Genomic DNA, 18019 nt, shown 5'->3' on the forward strand with positions numbered 1-18019 from the left:
GGAAGCTAAGGCTTCCCTTTTTTATTGCATTAAAGCTGTTATCTAGCTGGATTGTTTGCAATTGCTGTACGATTAATCTGCGTTGGGTTATGTTCTAAAGATATATTTGCAAAATGGTGTTCACAGGAGTGACCGATGCAGCAAGATAAACGACAACATCACAGCATTAACTACCTTGAGATCCCGGTTAAAGATATCGGTAAAACCAAAGCATTCTTTCAAAGTGTTTTTAATTGGGAGTTTGTTGATTATGGACCCGAATATAGCTGCTTTATCGACGTAGGTATTACAGGGGGATTTTTTGTGAGCGATAAAAGCTTTTCAACGGAACAAGGTTGTCCACTGGTCGTTATCTATTCTGAACACTTAGAACACACTCAAAAGCTAGTGGTAGATGGGGGAGGACAGATAAACCAACAGATCTTTTCTTTTCCTGGTGGGCGAAGATTTCACTTTATTGATCCAAACGGTAATGAGTACGCTGTTTGGTCAGAATAAAGGATTTAGACTGCAATTATCATTTTTTGCTCCGTAGCGAGAATAAGAGTCTCGCACGAGATTTTAGTCATTTCACTGTTACGTAAAACAAGGGCAAGTTATGCCACATTGCACCATTGAATATTCGGCACCATTAGCAGAGCAGCTCTCTATTGAAGCGTTAGTCACGGCAAGCCACAGAGGGTTAATTGAGTCAGAATTGTTTGAGCCTAAAGCGATAAAAACTCGAGTACACGCTTGTGATTATTACCAAATTGGTGAAGACGCAAACAATCACTTTATTCATTTAAATATTGCGATAATGCCCGGGCGTACGGATGAGCAAAAAGCGTTATTGCTTGAGCGAGTCTATGATGCTATCGCACTCATTACCGCCACGGTTTCTAGTGTCACTATTGAAATTGTAGATATTAAACAGCAACACTATTTTAAAGCTCCCTTTTAGGGAGTTCGTTTCATAAGGGCTAGCAAAGCCACCTTCTTCAGAAGGTGGCTTTTTTACTTAGTCGTACTTGTGCTTAAAGCACTTTCTAGGCGTTAGTATGCGCTGTCGTGTACTGACTGCACCGCACGGCCTGACGGGTCGATGATCCCTTGCAAGCTCTCATCCCATGCTAATGCCTCCGGTGTTGAGCAAGCAACCGACTTACCACCAGGCACTGTTTCTGCTGCACTTGGCAATGGGAATAGTTCTTCAAAGAAGGTACGGTAAAAGTAAGCTTCTTTGGTTTCAGGTGTGTTGTATGGGAACCTAAATTTAGCATTGGCTAATTTTAAATCGTCTACTTTTTCCGCTGCATGATCTTTTAGACCATCAATCCAAGAGTAACCCACGCCATCGCTGAACTGCTCTTTTTGACGCCATGCCACTTCTTTAGGCAATTTATGCTCAAAGGCTTCACGTAAAATGTGTTTTTCAATCTTACCGTTCTTCGACATTTTCGCTTCTGGGTTAGTGCGCATGGCTACATCCATAAACTCTTTGTCTAAAAATGGTACGCGTGCTTCCAGTCCCCATGCTGCCATTGCTTTGTTGGCGCGTAGGCAGTCAAACAAATGCAGCTTATCTAACTTACGTACAAGTTCCTCATGGAATGCTTGTGCGTTTGGCGCTTTATGGAAGTATAAGTAACCGCCAAATAGCTCATCGGCGCCTTCGCCTGATAACACCATTTTAATGCCCATGGCTTTGATTTTTCTGGCCATTAGGTACATAGGTGTTGCAGCGCGGATAGTAGTAACATCATAGGTTTCTAGATGGTAGATCACGTCTTTAATTGCATCGATACCATCTTGGAAGGTAAAAGTGATTTCGTGATGGATAGTACCAATTGCATCAGCCACTTTTTGCGCCGCAATTAAATCTGGTGCGCCTTCAAGTCCCACTGCAAATGAATGCAGTTGTGGCCACCATGCGTTGCTTTCACCGTCGTCTTCAATGCGGCGTTTGGCAAATGTTTGGGTGATAGCAGAAATGACTGATGAGTCCAGTCCACCAGATAGCAGTACGCCGTAAGGCACATCTGACATCAATTGACGTTTTACTGCTGCTTCTAATGCATCACGCACATCTTCTGCGCTCGCAGGGTTGTCTTGTACTGCGGCAAATTCGCGCCAGTCACGTTGGTAGTAATGAGTTAACTCTGCTTTCTCGCTTGACAGATAGTGACCCGGTGTAAAGGTTTCAACTGTTTTACACACAGGCATTAACGCTTTCATTTCTGAAGCAATATAGAAGTTGCCTTCTGCGTCACGACCAGTATATAGCGGGATAATACCCATATGGTCACGACCTACTAAATAGCTATCTTTGGACTTATCGTAAAGTACAAAAGCAAAGATGCCGTTTAGCTTATCTAAAAACTCGGTGCCGTATTCTTGGTATAGCGCCAATATGACTTCACAATCTGAGTTAGTTTGGTAGCTGTACTTTTCACCTAGCTCTGCTTTAAGTTCTTTATGGTTGTAGATTTCGCCGTTAACAGCTAATACGATTGAACCATCTTCGCTTAGCAGTGGCTGAGCACCGTGTTCAATATCAACGATAGCTAAACGTTCGTGGGCTAGAATAGCTTTGTCGCTGCTGTAAATTCCTGACCAATCTGGACCGCGATGACGCAGTAACTTGGACATTTCAAGAGCGACCTGACGCAGTGGTGTCGCGTCAGACTGAATATCTAAAATTGCAAAAATTGAACACATGGGTCACTCCAAAAAAATTCGTCTTAAACTTAATTGAGTATTAATCTGCCATTGAAAATTTAAGATTTCAAATCTAATTTTGAATAATCGATGTTAAAAGTGGCTTTTTTGCTAATTTAAAGTTTGTTTTTGGGTGTGTGAAATGAATATTCATCATTTTTTGGCTTTAATTGTTGGGTTATCCTTATTTAATAGGGCGTAATTGATAAGTCTGATTAGACATACCTTAATGACGTTTAATTAAAATCGACTTGATTATATTTATCAGTTTCAAGCAACTAAGTTGAGCAAAATTTACTCAATATTATGATACTAAGGAAGCGTTAGCTTTTTCGTTTGGGGGATAACGGCTAAAAAAAAGCCGACAAGTGGGTGGCAAGTCGGCTGGTTGAAAACGTTCAAATTGGTAAAGTTTTACACTGAACGATGCTATAAAAGCGGGTAACTATTTTAATGTAGTCTATTTTGTAAAATTTGATGCTATTGACTTGCTTGCTCCAATGTATCGCCTGCGGGACGCAGTGCATTGAATTCAGTGTCAGCGAAATAACCCGGCCAATCATTATTATTACCTAATGTACTTGCAGCTTGGTAATAGATGGCTAAATCTTCTAATGCGCCGGATAAGTCCCAGTCCTCTCGATATTCGTCACAAACATTGTGGTAGCAACCTTTCATTTTTAGCTTCATGGCGGCTTTATATTGTGCGGTTGCTTCATCGACTGGTTCACTGCCACCGCCGGCAAACACTGCTGGTACACCTTCTTTAGCAAAACTAAAATGGTCTGAGCGGAAAAAGCCGCCAGACTCAGGGTACTTTTCGCTTTTGGCGACACGGTTTTGGCTCTTCAGTGCATCAATCAGATAGTTTTCCAGCTCAGACTTACCCTTACCTATAATGGTGTAATCTGTCGTGCGGCCATAAATATTGGTGCTATCTAGGTTAAATACTGCCACGCTTTTATCAATTGGGTAGATAGGATTTGAAGCGTAATAGCGTGAGCCTAGCAAACCTTGTTCTTCTCCTGTTGTTGCAATAAAAGTCACAGAACGGGCGAGGGTGTGACCGTTTTTTGCTTGTTTAGCAAATTGACGAGCAATCTCTAAAATACCTGCAGTGCCTGAAGCATTATCAAGTGCGCCGTTATAGATCTGATCGCCTTCTTTATTGCTATCGACGCCAATATGATCCCAATGTGCGGTGAATAAAAGATGTTCATCTGGGCGGCTGTTACCCGGTAGCGTAGCGACAACGTTGTAGCTGTCGGTATATTGGGCTTGGTTTGCAAAGGCGATTGAAGCCGTTTGATTTAACGGTAAGTTGATTGGGCTTGCTGCTGCACGGTCAGACACAGTCGCTAAGGATAACCCTGCGCTGTCAAAGAGTTGATTTGCTATATCATGGGTGATCCAACCTTCGACTTTGACTCGCTGAGCTTGCTCTTCTTCGCTTTTGACTAAATCTTGCTGGGCACCAGTCCAGCTATTTTCGACCACAGACCAAGGATACGATGCAGGTTTAGTGTCATGAATAATGATTGCACCTATCGCGCCTTGGCGGCTAGCTTCTTCAAATTTGTAGCTCCAACGGCCGTAGTAAGTCATTGCCTTACCGTTAAATTTCCCCGAGTTTGGTAAAGCATAGCCTGGGTCATTGACTAAAATGACGGCAATTTTACCGCTCATATCCAAATCTTGGTAATCGTTCCATTCATACTCTGGTGCGTTAATTCCGTAGCCAACAAAAACCAGCGGTGCATTATTAATATCAATATTTGCCACATCATGACGGCTACCTAACACCACATCTTGACGGTGCTTTAAAGCAAGATCGCCTAAGCGTATGGTTTGCTCATCCGATGCGGTATAGGTAACCATAGGCACAGCCTGTAAGTAATCATTACCATTTGGTTTGCTAAGGCCTATTTCTTCAAAGGCGGCACTTAAGTAATCTAAGGTTAATTGCTCACCTTTAGTGGTGGGCGCTCGCCCCTCAAATTTATCAGAGGATAATGTTTTGATGTCTTGGCGAAAGCGGCTTTCGTCAAAAGTTACATTAACAGGGGTTGAAACAGTGACAGGGTGTTGGCTGCAGGCAGTCAGCATTGTGAGTGCGCAAATAGATGCAATTGAACGCATGTAAAGGTCCTATTATTATTGTTTTAGACTTTTATTAATTTTTTATGAATCTAGTTAGGATAATGGCGGAAAGGAGGGGGCGTTAGCAAGCTAAGTACTAGGTAAGGTGGTCGCTAAAATGTTACGTAATATTGCACTGCTCATTGAGATCTTTAAAAGTAGCCACTTTTCCTAGATGAGGCTATTGTCAATCTATGAGGGATCGCTTGTTTTATCATTGATATAGAGACAACTTTAGTTTTTATCAAACATGGCGCGTTATAACTTAAGCCTTTTAGGGCTTTGTTATAACTACGCCATATATGACTTTGTAATGCGTTAGACTACGTCTATATCGCCTGCGCAATCAAAAATATGATTAGGTCTAAAAGGTTCTTTTTCAATGTCAGTAATGGAGCTTACACCACTGGTGACTAAAATCGTCTCTAGACCTGCTTGAAAGCCTGCCAGAATATCGGTACGCATATTGTCACCGATAATCACAGTGTTTTCAGAGTGGCCGCCAATATGATTAAGCGCTGAGCGGATAATCCAAGAACTTGGTTTACCCACATAAAACGGCTTTTTACCACTTATACGCTCAATAGGAGCACATAATGCACCGCAAGCAGGGCTGAACGCGGGGCCATGGGTATCGGGATTCGTTGCTATAAAACGCGCGCCTTCACTTACAAACTTGGCTGCTTTATGGATCATATCCCAGTTGTAAGAGCGTGTTTCACCAACAATGACAAAGTCAGGGTTGATATCGGTAATGGTAAAACCGGCTTTGTATAGCTCGTGGGTTAATGCTCCCTCACCAATCACATAGGCCTTGGTACCTTGCTGATGTTTTAAAAAATCTGCAGTTGCCATGGCGGACGTATAAAAACATTCTTCAGGGATGTTGAGGCCTGCGGAGCCTAATCGGTTCTGTAGATCCTTACCCGTTTGTACCGGGTAGTTAGTCAGTATAACGAGCGGGTTACCTTGCTCTACTATGCGGTTAATAAACTTATCACTTCCGGGAATAAGCTGGTTGTTGTGCAGTAACACTCCATCGATATCGCAAATAATATTTTTCATCTGACTCTCTTACTTCACATTAGTTTGCCGAATAATTAGCCTTTATCTAATGCTAAATAGAATGTAAAAACAATGACTATTAAGGTGTATTTAGGTAAATGTTAGCTAATGAATCAAATTAAAGAGGTGATTAACGCATCGCTAGCGCAAGAGGTGGGAGCACAAGAGAAGTGATTATCTTGATAAAGGTATTCAACAATAAGTTTAGATATTTAGTTTCTTATGAGGGGATGCATGTTGGATAGTGGTGAGACTTGTTTAGTTGAGTCTAATTTGTCCGAATATTATACAGGTGTATATAAGGGGTATAATATTTTTATTGACCTTATATTTTTTTCAGATATTGTGTCGTTAACTCCTTTATTTATAACAAGATACATACGTTAATAGATTGTTTTTTTTGGCTGTATTTTCTCTAAGCTATGTTTTCACTGCTTAACAACTTGATACGAATTTCTTCTTACTCTCCAATTTAGCGATATTGTCATGGAAAAGATAATTGCATTTATTTTTTTGTTAGGGATTTCATTTAACTCCTACGCTGTAAACACTGTTGAGTTCTCTCCTTTAAACACCATTGAAAATCTGACCAATGGCGAAGAAATTATTGCCTTACTCAAAGACAAAAATCTTGCGGTGGACTTAAAACGCAATAAGTTGAACTTACTAATCTCTGCTGATCAGGTTGAAGCCTCTCCCTATTATGCATTCGCTTATTATCTTATTCTGCATGATATTGAGCTATCGAATGGCAAGCCTCATTTATCAGAGAAGGCGATAGTGGACCTGTTAGAAGCAGGCAAATCACATAAGCAAGACTGGTTAATCGCTGAGGCTAAAATGTGGTTGGCGACATTTTCTGTCAGAGAAAGCCAATATCACGCTGGATTAACCTTAATTGATGAATCAATAGCATTATCGAAGCAGGTTAATTTCGTTCATTTAACTGCGCGTGGATATAACACCAAAGCTGCGCTGTATTTCTTCCAAGACCAATACTACTTTGCTTTAGAGTATTACCTTAAAGCCTTTGATATCTTTATGAACCAACCTGAAGACCCCTATGTCAGTAAGGTTCTGTCCAATGTTTCGCTTATTTACCTTGAAATTGAAGAGTGGGACAAAGCGTGGGAATCGAATGTCAACGCATTGTCTCATGTTGAGCAATTTGGCGGCGATTATGAACAAGTTAGTGCATTCAACAATAATGCTGCTTTTATTTTGGAGCGCCTTGGCCGAGTTAACGAGAGTAAGCCTTATCTTATTGCAGCACAAAAAAGTGCTGAAAAAAGCGGTGAGTTGAGGGTTCAATTTAATGTGTTGATCGCTTGGCTTAATTACTATTTATCAACAGAACAATATGAGAGCGCTACGCTAAAGGCAAATGAGTGTATTGCTCGTTCTGCAAAATTGGCATATCGGGTGTTTGAAGCAGATTGTAGCCGAATGCTAGCGAAAGCTTTAATTAAAATGGGAAGTGTTGATGATGCGTTAAATTCATTAAATAGCGCGAAGAGGCTTTATAAGCAAATTGGAACGCAATCCGGTTATGCTGATATGTTTAATAATTACGCTTTAGCGTATGAAGCACTTGGGGATTATCAGGTAGCGCTTAACTACCAGCGTAAAGCCAATGAGGCTGAAAAAGATCTGCTTTTCGATAAACGCGGCAAAATGTTACTTAATCTAAGTGAAACTTACAAAGAAAAGTATCGCTTGCAGAAGATGGCTCTACTAACTGCCGAAAACGATGCCCATGAGGCTAGGCTTGCTGAGCAAGATATTCGTGAGAAGTTTTTGTGTTTCTTTATATTGGTATCAGTTCTGTCGATTTCATTATTAGCTAAAAAGCGTTATGGGCTTGAAAATGATAATAAGAATTTACAAACCTCAAATATGGAACTGTATAAACAGTCTAATATTGATGCCTTAACAGGGTTATACAATCGTCGTTATTTTCTTACGTTTCTTGAACAGCAGCAATCGCTTGGTCAAAACACTCAAATGTGCTTGGCCATTATCGATATTGATCATTTTAAGACGGTAAATGATACCTACGGGCACGATATCGGAGATGAGGTATTAGTCCAGGTCGGGCACATTATTCAAAAGAATATTCGAGAAGAAGACTTACTTGTACGTTGGGGAGGTGAAGAGTTTGTCCTTTCTCTGAGCTGGCCCTATGCTGGTAAGTCAACCTCTTTGGAAGAGTTGCAAGGGCGTTTTGAACAGGTTCGGCAGGCTATCGCAGCTACTCCTATCGTGGTGGGTAAGCAGAAGCTTCATTTGACCGTATCGATAGGTGTGGGTAAACGATTAAATGCGGCTTTATTGAAAGACTGCTGGCAAGATATTCTTGAGGGGGCTGATAAAGCGCTTTATCGTGCAAAAGCGCAAGGACGGGACAGCGTTGTTTTAGTTGACCATATAGGATGAGCGAACTAAGTGATACGGGAAATTCGATGTGCAATAAATCTCTTTGTTTTTTGTCAATTACCCAATGCTGTTCATAACTAAACTCGGATAATGAATTCGAATAACTCGTTTGCATAGTTAGGTGCTCTGAAGTCGGCGTTAACCTCATTCTACGACTTTGACTTATTGTAATGTTTGTAAATGTTTTGAGGTATCGTTGCGATCCATAATTAAATGTTAATAATAGTCGTTCTCATTTATTTATGGAAAAACAAGTGAAGTTAAGTATCTTAGGATTAGCAGTATTGAGCGCTTTGGGTACGACAGTTGCAGTTGCAGACCAAAGTAAACAAGCATCAAATCAATCTAGTGATATTGAGCGCATTGTTGTTACCGCATCGCCATTTGCACAAAAGTTAAGTGATACCCCTAATTCCGTTTTTATTGTTTCAGAAGCCGACCTAGATCTTCAACGTGTGGTTGCGCGCAATCTGTCTGAGATGATTTCTAATTTAGTACCAGGCTTTTCACCAAGTACTGAAACAATGTCGACATTTGGTCAAAACTTTCGTGGCGGTAAAGCGATTGTGATGATTGATGGTGTGCTTATTTCAACGACTCTGCGCGCTGGTGGACGCGATCTACAATCAATCTCTGTCGATGTGATCGAAAGTATCGAAGTCATCAAAGGTGCTAGCGCCATGTACGGCAATGGTGAAGCCGGCGCTATCATTAATGTGATCACCAAAAAGCCGAGCGTGAATTTTGAGATGCAAACTCGAGTGGGCGTTGAGGCGTTTTCTGATGAGCTTTCTGACGCGGGCTACAGCATTTCTCAGAGTTTTTCCGGCACAACAGATTCAGATCTAGGCTACTTACTCAACTTGTCAGGTAAAGATCGCGGTAACCTGTATGACGCGGATGGCGAGCAATTACCCGGTGCACCTAATAATCAAGGCGGCATGGGCGATGCCGATGAATATGATGTGTTGTTTAAGCTTGAGCAAGAGTTTGACGCGAGTCGTCTAGCTTTACTTGCCCATCATTATTATATCGAAAACAAGTTGCACTATAAGCGTAACGTTAATGAAGAAAATGGCCTTATTGAAATTGATAAGACTCAGCCCTATGTTGGTCCCAATCCATCGACTAAATTAAGCACCGTACAGTTAACCTACGATCAAGATGACTTCTTCAGCCAACAATTAAGCCTGTCTGCCTATTATAGTAAAGTAAACGTGGGTTATGAATCCGCATCTGAGATTGTGTCTACCCGCAGTGGTTTTAAAGCGGCTATGCAATGGACGATTAATGATAGAAGCCGTTTAGTTTATGGTTTCGAATACGGTAAAGATAATACCGAACAAGGACGAGATCGTGACGTGCTTACAGGTATCGATGCGGATGGTAATCCTATTACTCAGTCTCAATATATTTGCTCGGTATGTGATTTAACAGAAACTAAGCTAAGTCCGTTTGCACAATATTGGAATCAAGTGACTGATGATTTGACGCTACAAGCGGGTTTACGCTATGAGAACTTTGAAATCGAAGTGCCAGATTATATGCGTTATAAGCGCGGTGTTCTTAGCGCTAAACAAGGAGATACACTAAAGTACGATAAGCCGTTGGTGAACTTAGGTCTAGTTTATAATATTGCTGACAGTACCGATATTTTTGCCAGTTACTCCCAAGGTTATTCTCATGCCGATATGCGTATGCTTAGAGATATGCCTGTGGATAGCGTTGCTGAGTTCGCTGATGATATTCCCGCGACTCAAACTAACTATTATGAGACAGGCCTGCGTTATAGTGATGATAGTCTACAAGGCAGCTTATCTTTCTTTTATTCAGATATTAAAGACGGTTATGCTTATGATTATAACGTTGAAGCTCTCGCTGCCAAACGCGTAGCTGCTGTCGTTGTTGCTGATGAAGAGATCTGGGGGGTTGAAGCAACACTGGATTACCAAGTGACTCAAGAGGTTAAGTTGGGGACTAGCGTGTCAATGTCAGAAGGCAAGCGTACCAACAGTGAAACGGGTGATGATTATTGGATGAATGGCACCAGGATCACGCCGGTAAAAGCATCCGTGTATGGCGATTATCGCTTTAATGATATGGCTTCATTGCGCCTACAGGCAAATTATGTGGGTGACAGAGACAAGCACGATCGTGAAAGTGATGCCGGTTATAGCTTTTATGAGTCACCTTATGACGGTTATACGCTAGTCGATCTGGTATCGACTTTTGACACTGATTTTGGTCGATTCACCTTTGGTATTGATAATCTATTGAATGAAGATTATCAGCCATTAGTTTCTCAGATGAATAAAGAAGTTATTTGGGAAACCTATCGTAGCCAGTTCTCAGGTTATGGTCGACGCTTAGCGCTGGAATATAGTATTAGCTACTAATTCTTGTGTAGCCACTTATGTTATAAAGCCTCAAGTTGGTGTTTCAATTTGAGGCTTTATATGATGTTCTGCAATTGTTCAGTTAGGTTGCTTAGTGAACCAAGTATCGTTGGATAATTCAGAGATGCTAAGTCTTGAGGTGGTAAACGATAATTCCAAAAATATGACCTTGTTAGTAACGATATGCGATAGCTTAGCGGTTTTTAGCTGCTTGAATGATCGCAATAAACTGCTCCGGTTTATCGATACCAATAAAGATATGTTTGACTGTTCCAAGCGGTTCTTTTAACGCTATAACAATATTAGGGTTACCTGCATAATTATAACGTTTTACTAATCTTGAACGTTTTACAAATTCTTTATGATAAGCAACAGTTGCTATATTGGATAAATCTAAAGTTAATGGTTGGAAGAGTCCATATCTGATAATAAGCTTGTTTTTAGCTAGTGAGATAGGTCTTCTTGAAACTGCTCGATATTCAGCAATAAAAAAAACGAGGCTAAAAAGCGTGAGAAAGGTGATGATATTAGCTGCTAGTGGCGAGTAGGTGAAATGAATCAATAAATGCATTAAAGGCATTTCAAATGCGATTAATAAAGCAAAGCCAAGCAAGTTACTCTGTGCACCATCTTTTTCATGGTAGCTAAAGTAATGCTCCCCGATGAAGTGAGTTGTTTGTACTTTACTTGCTAATAAAGCATAACTCCACATACGAACTTCGAAGCTTAATAACGTTGCAATAGTTCCTTCGCCAAAATATTTATTTATTGAATTTTCTATTGATATATCAGGATCATGTTGCTGGCGTATCGCAGTCTTTAGTGCAAAGTAAACAGTCAGGATTGCCGTCAACTCAAACAGCAGAACAATAGCTAAAATAAAATAGCGACCGCTTTCAAGATAAGTCCAAATTATCTTATTGGGCTCTGGTACGATATAACTGCCAATGAATATGGCGATGCATCCCAAGGCAAGAGACTTCAATAAGGCTTCTTTTTTGTCCTTGATGCAAATAAAGCAAATTATAGGCAGAGCAACCAATGCATCTAACAAAAACAGCCATTCAAAATTTGCAGCGCCAAATTGGTTAAGTGTGCTGTTACTTTGATAATAGAATCCCCACTAAATTGAAATACAAACAAGGAATAACAGGGGGATTTTCGACTTTATTGATTTAATCATAGGCGTTTCCTTACGCAATTATGTTTTAGGTAACCAAGTTATGCAGGCATTGATGTCGAGTTGGAAAGTAGCATTTATTTTGCCTTAAGCTGCATTTCAAGCAGTGTAGGTGTAAATCCAAGTTTTTCATATGCACGCATTGCTGAATTGTTTTGAGAATAAACATCTAGATAGAAATGTTGCACCCCCTTGTGTTTGCCCCACTCAATTAACTGCTCTATAACTGCTGAGTTGATGCCTTTTCCACGGTGTGAAGGTGATACGTACATAAAGCCAAGGTAACCATGGAGGTCATGCTCTAATGAGCGTTTTGAGCAACGTATTTGGACATATCCGCTAGCTATAATCTCATTTTCAATTTCTCCAACCACTAAGTGAGAATCATTGGAAGAAATTAAATTTTCTATGTCGTAATAAATTGCTGATTTGGGTTTGATTGAGTCATTGTAAGGTCTTTCCGCTTCGATAACGCGCTGCTCTAACTCTAACAGCTTTGGAAGATCCTCTTTTACCGCTTTTCTCAGGTTCATATTTTGTCGCCAATGTAGAGTAGGGAATGAGTTAATAGTGCAATAGAACAGCTCTAGGTGCTCAGTGTTAGTGCTCTGTGCCCGCATATATCCACATTGGTGCAGTGTTACCTGCGCGCTCAAAACCTTGGGCTTGATAAAATTCAATCGCCTCTTCGTCAGCGGTAAGCATTTGCTGATGAAATCCAGAGTAAACAGATAACATTGCTTGCATCATTTTTGTGCCAACGCCTTTGCCTTGGCTGTTCGGGTGGACCAGCATATGAGGATAATATACGACTAGGTGTCCATCTGATATCGCATTACCGATGCCAATGAGTTTACCGTTAGTTCGAGCAGTTACTAATGTGTGAGAGTGACGTAGTGCGAGTAATAGTTGCTCAGGTTTTTCTGCTGAGGACCATCCATTTGCTCTATACAAGGTGACGACTTCAGCCTGTTCAATTTTGCCATTGAGTTCAATTTGAATTTCCATATTGATTTTCACCCTAGTTTTGTTTAACGGTTGAATAATTGGTATTAGTCGCCAGAATAGTATGGGTAATGCCTTGGTTGTAGATGTTTGGAATCAAAAGTGCTTTTTATTATCTATGCATTATAAAAAAGGCACCCTAAGGTGCCTTTTATGCGCTATTTAAACTGCTTTAATCAGCAGCGTAACCATCAGCTGGCAGTATTTTCCCATCAAGGTGGGCAATGCCTTCTAGCATAGTTAAACGGTTTTGGCTGAACCATTTAACCACTAGAGGGTAAATAGCATGCTCTTGCTCATGTACACGCTCTGCTAAAACCTCGGCAGTATCATCTTCATAAACAGGCACTTTAGCTTGTAAGATAACGGGGCCGGCATCAAGCTCTGGCGTGACAAAGTGCACGCTTGCGCCATGTTCAGTGTCTTTAGCGTCGATAGCACGTTGATGCGTGTGTAAACCTGTATATTTAGGCAAAAGAGAAGGGTGGATGTTGAGCATCTTACCTTCAAAACGTTGCACAAATTCGTCGCTTAAAATACGCATAAAGCCAGCTAAAACCACAAGGTCTGGCTGATACTTTTCAATCGCGCTAAGCAGACGTGCATCGTACTCTTGCCTAGTTTCGCCTGTGTGAGCTATCACGCAGCTGGTATCAATCTCATTGTGGTGGGCGCGAACTAATCCGTAAGCGTCTGGTTTATTGCTTATGACGCCAACAACGTCAGCTTGAAGATTATCGTCACAACCATCGATAATGGCTTGTAAATTACTGCCGTTACCTGAAATTAATACTAAAACGCGACAACTCTGGGGCATTACAGGATCTCCACTTGCTCTTCTTCGCCGTTACGCTTGGCAATGCTACCAATTAACCATGCGTTCTCGCCCTCTGCATTTAGCAATGTTAAGGCTGAATCGACTTTGTCTGCTGGTAGGGCGACAACCATACCAACACCGCAGTTGAAGGTGCGGTACATTTCAAATTGTGAGATATTACCGTTTTCCATCAACCAGTTAAATACGACTGGCCATTGCCATGAGTCGCTGTTTACCACTGCTTTGCAATCTTCAGGTAGTACGCGTGGGATGTTTTCCCAGAAGCCACCACCAGTGATATGTGACATTGCGTGAACATCGTGCTGTTCAAGCAATTTAAGCAGTGATTTAACGTAAATTTTTGTTGGCTCTAATAAATGATCTATTAGTGGCTTACCAGCAAGTTCTTGCTCTGGATCTGCCTTGCTCACTTCTAATACCTTACGGATAAGTGAGAAACCATTTGAATGAGGACCGCTTGAAGCTAATGCGATAAGGGCATCACCGTCTTGCACTTTAGTGCCGTCGATGATGTCTTCTTTTTCAACTACGCCAACGCAGAAACCTGCTAGGTCGTAGTCATCGCCTTCGTACATGCCTGGCATTTCAGCAGTTTCACCGCCGATAAGTGCACAGCCTGATTGTACACAGCCTTCTGCAATGCCTTTTACTACAGAGGTGGCAACTTCAACATCAAGTTTGCCTGTCGCATAGTAGTCAAGGAAGAACAGTGGCTCTGCACCAGCAACGATTAAATCGTTTGAGCACATGGCGACTAAGTCGATACCGACGTTGTCGTGCTTTTTAAAGTCGATAGCAAGACGTAACTTAGTGCCAACACCATCAGTGCCTGAAACCAGTACTGGATGCTTATACTTAGTTGGTAGCTCACAAAGTGCACCAAAACCACCTAGATTGCCCATAACTTCTGGACGGCGGGTACGTTTTACTGCTGACTTGATGTTGTTAACTAGTGCATTTCCGGCATCAATATCAACGCCTGCATCTTTATAGCTTAGTGGGGTAGTAGGAGTGCTCACGGAGATCCTCTCGGGTACGGGTATCGATTATTATTGGATTTTACGCGGCGCTATTCTATCAGCTTGTGAGTAGCGTCGAAAGGTAAGTTTTTCAATTAACTTAGCGACAGAGGTCACGATTTACCGCCTTTTTGAAACTTTAAGTTTTCCTGTACGAACAAATCTACTAGAATCGTTAAAATTTACCGTGAAAAATACGTTAGAAAATCAGGAGAACAAGATGAAAGTCGTTGAAGTTAAGCACCCTTTAGTCCGTCATAAAATTGGATTAATGCGCGAAGGTGATATTAGCACAAAGCGTTTTCGCGAATTAGCGGCAGAAGTAGGCAGTCTACTAACATACGAAGCAACGGCTGATTTTGAAACTGAAAAAGTAACGATTGATGGTTGGAATGGTCCGGTTGAAATCGATCAGATCAAAGGTAAGAAGGTAACTGTAGTGCCTATCTTACGTGCAGGTCTAGGTATGATGGATGGCGTGCTTGAGCACGTACCAAGTGCACGTATCTCTGTTGTCGGTATTTACCGTGACGAAGAAACACTTGAGCCAGTACCTTATTTTGAAAAACTTGCTAGCGACATGCCATCACGTATCGCACTTGTGGTTGACCCAATGCTTGCAACTGGCGGCTCAATGATTGCGACTATCGACCTATTAAAAGATCGTGGCTGTACAGCGATTAAAGCGCTTGTATTAGTTGCTGCGCCAGAAGGTATTGCTGCGCTTGAGAAAGCACATCCAGATATTGAGCTTTTCACTGCGTCTATTGATGATTGCTTAAACGAGCAGGGTTACATTCTCCCAGGTCTTGGTGATGCGGGTGATAAGATTTTTGGTACTAAATAAGTATTGAACTTGGTAAAGATGAAGTGGGTTTGAATCTAAGCTAACTAAATCATTTAACAATAAAAAGGAGCCTAATGGCTCCTTTTTTGTTGCAATTTTTCTAAGCAATATCGCTTGTACACTACAGCACCATGGCTGCTATCCAACCAAACACTAGTAATGGAATGTTGTAGTGGATGAAGGTTGGAATAACGCTGTCCTTCATATGGTCGTGTTGACCGTCAGCATTAAGACCTGCAGTTGGGCCCAAGGTCGACTCCGATGCTGGTGAACCTGCATCTCCTAGTGCAGCAGCGGTGCCCACTAGCGCAATCGTCGCTTCAACTGAGAAACCAAAACTCATAGATAAAGGTACATAGATTGCAGCAATAATTGGAATGGTCGAAAACGATGAACCAATGCCCATCGTAATTAACAAACCGACTAGTAACATCAAAAATGCAGCCAAGGCTTTATTATCGCCAATTGCTGTATTCATTATCTCTACTAAGCTGCCTACATCACCAGTGCCTTTTATTACCGCTGCAAAACCTGCGGCAGAAATCATGATAAAGCCAATATTAGCCATCATGCGCACGCCTTGGTTAAAGATATCTTGGTCGGCAACGTGTTTAAGTGCGCCAGAAAAACTAAATACGATAAAGCCAATTAATGCACCGAAAATCATTGAGCCGGTATAGAGCTGCACAACCAAGGTTGAAATAACCGCAAAAACGGCAATCACGATATTACGCTGGTTCAAGCCTTCTTCTGGCTCTGCAGCTAGAATTTGCTCTTCTTTATACTCACGAGGCTTACGGTAGCTAATGAAAATAGCGACCAATAAACCAAATACCATACCGAGAGCAGGAATAAGCATCGCTGGGGCTACTTGCGCTTGAACAGCCTGCAAATCATTACTGTTTAGGTTGGTAAGTAAAATGTCATATAAAAAGATCCCGCCAAAGCCAACAGGCAATACCATATAAGTCGTCACTAAGCCAAAAGTCAGCACACAAGCAACTAAACGACGATCCATTTTTAATTTTGACATTACGTGTAGTAATGGTGGAATTAAAATAGGAATAAAGGCGATATGGATAGGAAGAATATTCTGTGAAGAAATAGCCATTGCAAGAATGGTTAATAGTAACACCCAGCGCACGAAGTTATTGTTGGTACTATTTTGCTCTTTACCAAGCAAACTAATGACCTTGCTTGAAATTAGCGTTGTTAAACCTGAATGCGACAAGGCAACAGCAAAAGCGCCCAATAGAGCATAGCTCAATGCGATTTGTGCACCACCACCAAGGCCAGTATTAAAAGCAGCGACCGTTTGATGCAGATCCATACCACCAACAAGCCCCGCAACTAAGGCGGATACTGTGAGCGCAATGACGATATTAACTCTAGCTAAACTGAGGCCCAACATGAGGCACACAGCGATGACAACAGCATTCATAATATGATTAATCTATTTCTTATATTTGAAGTTGCGACCATTTTTGCCTGTTAATACGCATGATGTCCAGTAACTATGCTGGATATCTTGAATTCAAACAGAGTTGTGAATTAGCTGTACCTTAATATGCAAACAAAGTGTGAATAGTTACAATAAAAATAGGGTTAAGCTGTCGGGATTGTGGCCAGTTAACAGAATAATCATTTAAAAAAGTGATATTGCTCGCAAATAGCTTGTATAGAGTTTAACACTGCCTATAATGCCTTTTAGATTTAAACGAAACAGCGTTTTTAGCAATCCATAGATGGAGAAATAAAATGAGCGTATTAGTCGGCCGTCCGGCCCCTGATTTTACTGCTGCTGCAGTACTAGGTAATGGTGAAATTGTTGATACCTTTAACCTATCTGAAGCAATTAAAGGAAAGACTGCCGTAGTATTCTTCTACCCACTTGATTTCACTTTCGTGTGCCCATCAGAGCTGATTGCTTTTGATCACCGCATGGATGAGTTCAAGAAGCGTGGCGTTGAAGTAATCGGTGTTTCAATCGATTCTCAGTTTACTCACAATGCATGGCGTAACACGCCAGTAGACAAGGGTGGTATTGGCCAAGTTCAATACACGCTAGTTGCTGACGTTAAACATGAGATCTGTAAAGCATACGATGTTGAGCATCCTGAAGCGGGTGTTGCATTCCGTGGTTCATTTCTTATCGACAAAGAAGGTCAAGTTCGCCACCAAGTGGTTAACGATCTACCACTAGGTCGTAACGTTGACGAAATGATCCGTATGGTTGATGCACTTCAATTCCACGAAGATCACGGTGACGTTTGCCCAGCAGGCTGGGAAAAAGGCGACAAAGGTATGGATGCAAGCCCAGAAGGTGTTGCTTCTTACCTAACTGACAATGCTGACGCACTATAATTTATTAAATTGTAGTCACTGTTAGCATAA

At 41.3% G+C, this 18019-nt stretch carries 15 protein-coding genes; 6 read left to right on the plus strand and 9 right to left on the minus strand.

Annotation, left to right across the window (positions count from 1 at the left end):
• The first annotated feature begins 135 nt into the window (after positions 1–135).
• Both L2748_RS11010 and L2748_RS11015 read left to right on the plus strand, forming a co-directional pair.
• On the plus strand, positions 136–498 hold the full coding sequence (locus L2748_RS11010) for a VOC family protein (RefSeq protein ID WP_220782326.1): 363 nt from the start codon (positions 136–138) through the stop codon (positions 496–498).
• Between the two features lie 100 nt (positions 499–598).
• A complete protein-coding gene (locus L2748_RS11015) occupies positions 599–943 on the plus strand; it encodes a 5-carboxymethyl-2-hydroxymuconate Delta-isomerase (RefSeq protein ID WP_220782325.1) in 345 nt (114 codons plus the stop codon).
• Between the two features lie 92 nt (positions 944–1035).
• Here the strand turns inward: L2748_RS11015 and asnB are convergent, their stop codons facing one another.
• The 3 genes from asnB to L2748_RS11030 form a co-directional block, all read right to left on the minus strand.
• Positions 1036–2700: an asparagine synthase B gene (asnB, locus tag L2748_RS11020; RefSeq protein WP_220782324.1), complete on the minus strand. Its 1665-nt coding sequence runs from the start codon at positions 2698–2700 to the stop codon at positions 1036–1038.
• Positions 2701–3180: 480 nt separating this feature from the next.
• Positions 3181–4839 carry a M28 family metallopeptidase gene (locus tag L2748_RS11025; protein WP_220783422.1) on the minus strand — a complete coding sequence of 553 codons (1659 nt, stop codon included), beginning with the start codon at positions 4837–4839 and terminating at the stop codon, positions 3181–3183.
• Positions 4840–5157: 318 nt separating this feature from the next.
• Positions 5158–5904 carry an HAD-IIA family hydrolase gene (locus tag L2748_RS11030; RefSeq protein WP_220783423.1) on the minus strand — a complete coding sequence of 249 codons (747 nt, stop codon included), beginning with the start codon at positions 5902–5904 and terminating at the stop codon, positions 5158–5160.
• 486 nt (positions 5905–6390) lie between these two features.
• On the opposite strand from L2748_RS11030, the gene L2748_RS11035 reads away from it, so the two are divergent.
• A complete protein-coding gene (locus L2748_RS11035) occupies positions 6391–8340 on the plus strand; it encodes a GGDEF domain-containing protein (protein ID WP_248957700.1) in 1950 nt (649 codons plus the stop codon).
• Between the two features lie 254 nt (positions 8341–8594).
• Entirely contained in the window at positions 8595–10736 is a 2142-nt protein-coding gene (locus L2748_RS11040) for a TonB-dependent receptor (RefSeq protein WP_220782379.1), read from the plus strand.
• A gap of 193 nt (positions 10737–10929) precedes the next feature.
• On the opposite strand, the gene L2748_RS11045 is transcribed toward L2748_RS11040, so the two are convergent.
• From L2748_RS11045 to purM, 5 genes are all read right to left on the minus strand, one after another.
• On the minus strand, positions 10930–11790 hold the full coding sequence (locus L2748_RS11045; protein ID WP_248957701.1) for a hypothetical protein: 861 nt from the start codon (positions 11788–11790) through the stop codon (positions 10930–10932).
• 203 nt (positions 11791–11993) lie between these two features.
• Positions 11994–12449: a GNAT family N-acetyltransferase gene (locus L2748_RS11050; protein WP_220782378.1), complete on the minus strand. Its 456-nt coding sequence runs from the start codon at positions 12447–12449 to the stop codon at positions 11994–11996.
• Between the two features lie 67 nt (positions 12450–12516).
• Positions 12517–12924 (minus strand): GNAT family N-acetyltransferase, encoded by a 408-nt coding sequence (locus L2748_RS11055; protein WP_220782377.1) that lies wholly within the window; start codon positions 12922–12924, stop codon positions 12517–12519.
• 169 nt (positions 12925–13093) lie between these two features.
• Positions 13094–13738 (minus strand): phosphoribosylglycinamide formyltransferase, encoded by a 645-nt coding sequence (purN, locus tag L2748_RS11060; RefSeq protein WP_220782376.1) that lies wholly within the window; start codon positions 13736–13738, stop codon positions 13094–13096.
• On the minus strand, positions 13738–14778 hold the full coding sequence (gene purM, locus L2748_RS11065) for a phosphoribosylformylglycinamidine cyclo-ligase (RefSeq protein WP_220782375.1): 1041 nt from the start codon (positions 14776–14778) through the stop codon (positions 13738–13740). Before purM ends, purN begins: the two co-directional genes overlap by 1 nt.
• 220 nt (positions 14779–14998) lie before the next feature.
• Here purM and upp point away from each other — a divergent pair, with 220 nt between their 5' ends.
• Positions 14999–15625, plus strand: a complete 627-nt coding sequence (gene upp / locus L2748_RS11070) for a uracil phosphoribosyltransferase (RefSeq protein ID WP_220782374.1) — start codon at positions 14999–15001, stop codon at positions 15623–15625.
• Between the two features lie 121 nt (positions 15626–15746).
• Here the strand turns inward: upp and L2748_RS11075 are convergent, their stop codons facing one another.
• Entirely contained in the window at positions 15747–17066 is a 1320-nt protein-coding gene (locus tag L2748_RS11075) for a Na+/H+ antiporter family protein (protein ID WP_220782373.1), read from the minus strand.
• Between the two features lie 317 nt (positions 17067–17383).
• Here L2748_RS11075 and L2748_RS11080 point away from each other — a divergent pair, with 317 nt between their 5' ends.
• Complete coding sequence (locus L2748_RS11080) at positions 17384–17989, plus strand: peroxiredoxin (RefSeq protein WP_220782372.1); 606 nt, start codon at positions 17384–17386, stop codon at positions 17987–17989.
• Positions 17990–18019: the final 30 nt, after the last annotated feature.

The organism is Shewanella sairae (genome assembly GCF_023283535.1).
Taxonomy (GTDB): Bacteria; Pseudomonadota; Gammaproteobacteria; order Enterobacterales; family Shewanellaceae; genus Shewanella; species Shewanella sairae.

Coding starts and splice junctions, on each gene's coding strand:
- L2748_RS11010 (WP_220782326.1), top strand. CDS start 136: ATGCAGCAAGATAAACGACAACATCACAGCATTAACTACCTTGAGATC.
- L2748_RS11015 (WP_220782325.1), top strand. CDS start 599: ATGCCACATTGCACCATTGAATATTCGGCACCATTAGCAGAGCAGCTC.
- asnB (WP_220782324.1), bottom strand. CDS start 2,700: ATGTGTTCAATTTTTGCAATTTTAGATATTCAGTCTGACGCGACACCA.
- L2748_RS11025 (WP_220783422.1), bottom strand. CDS start 4,839: ATGCGTTCAATTGCATCTATTTGCGCACTCACAATGCTGACTGCCTGC.
- L2748_RS11030 (WP_220783423.1), bottom strand. CDS start 5,904: ATGAAAAATATTATTTGCGATATCGATGGAGTGTTACTGCACAACAAC.
- L2748_RS11035 (WP_248957700.1), top strand. CDS start 6,391: ATGGAAAAGATAATTGCATTTATTTTTTTGTTAGGGATTTCATTTAAC.
- L2748_RS11050 (WP_220782378.1), bottom strand. CDS start 12,449: ATGAACCTGAGAAAAGCGGTAAAAGAGGATCTTCCAAAGCTGTTAGAG.
- L2748_RS11055 (WP_220782377.1), bottom strand. CDS start 12,924: ATGGAAATTCAAATTGAACTCAATGGCAAAATTGAACAGGCTGAAGTC.
- purN (WP_220782376.1), bottom strand. CDS start 13,738: ATGCCCCAGAGTTGTCGCGTTTTAGTATTAATTTCAGGTAACGGCAGT.
- upp (WP_220782374.1), top strand. CDS start 14,999: ATGAAAGTCGTTGAAGTTAAGCACCCTTTAGTCCGTCATAAAATTGGA.
- L2748_RS11075 (WP_220782373.1), bottom strand. CDS start 17,066: ATGAATGCTGTTGTCATCGCTGTGTGCCTCATGTTGGGCCTCAGTTTA.
- L2748_RS11080 (WP_220782372.1), top strand. CDS start 17,384: ATGAGCGTATTAGTCGGCCGTCCGGCCCCTGATTTTACTGCTGCTGCA.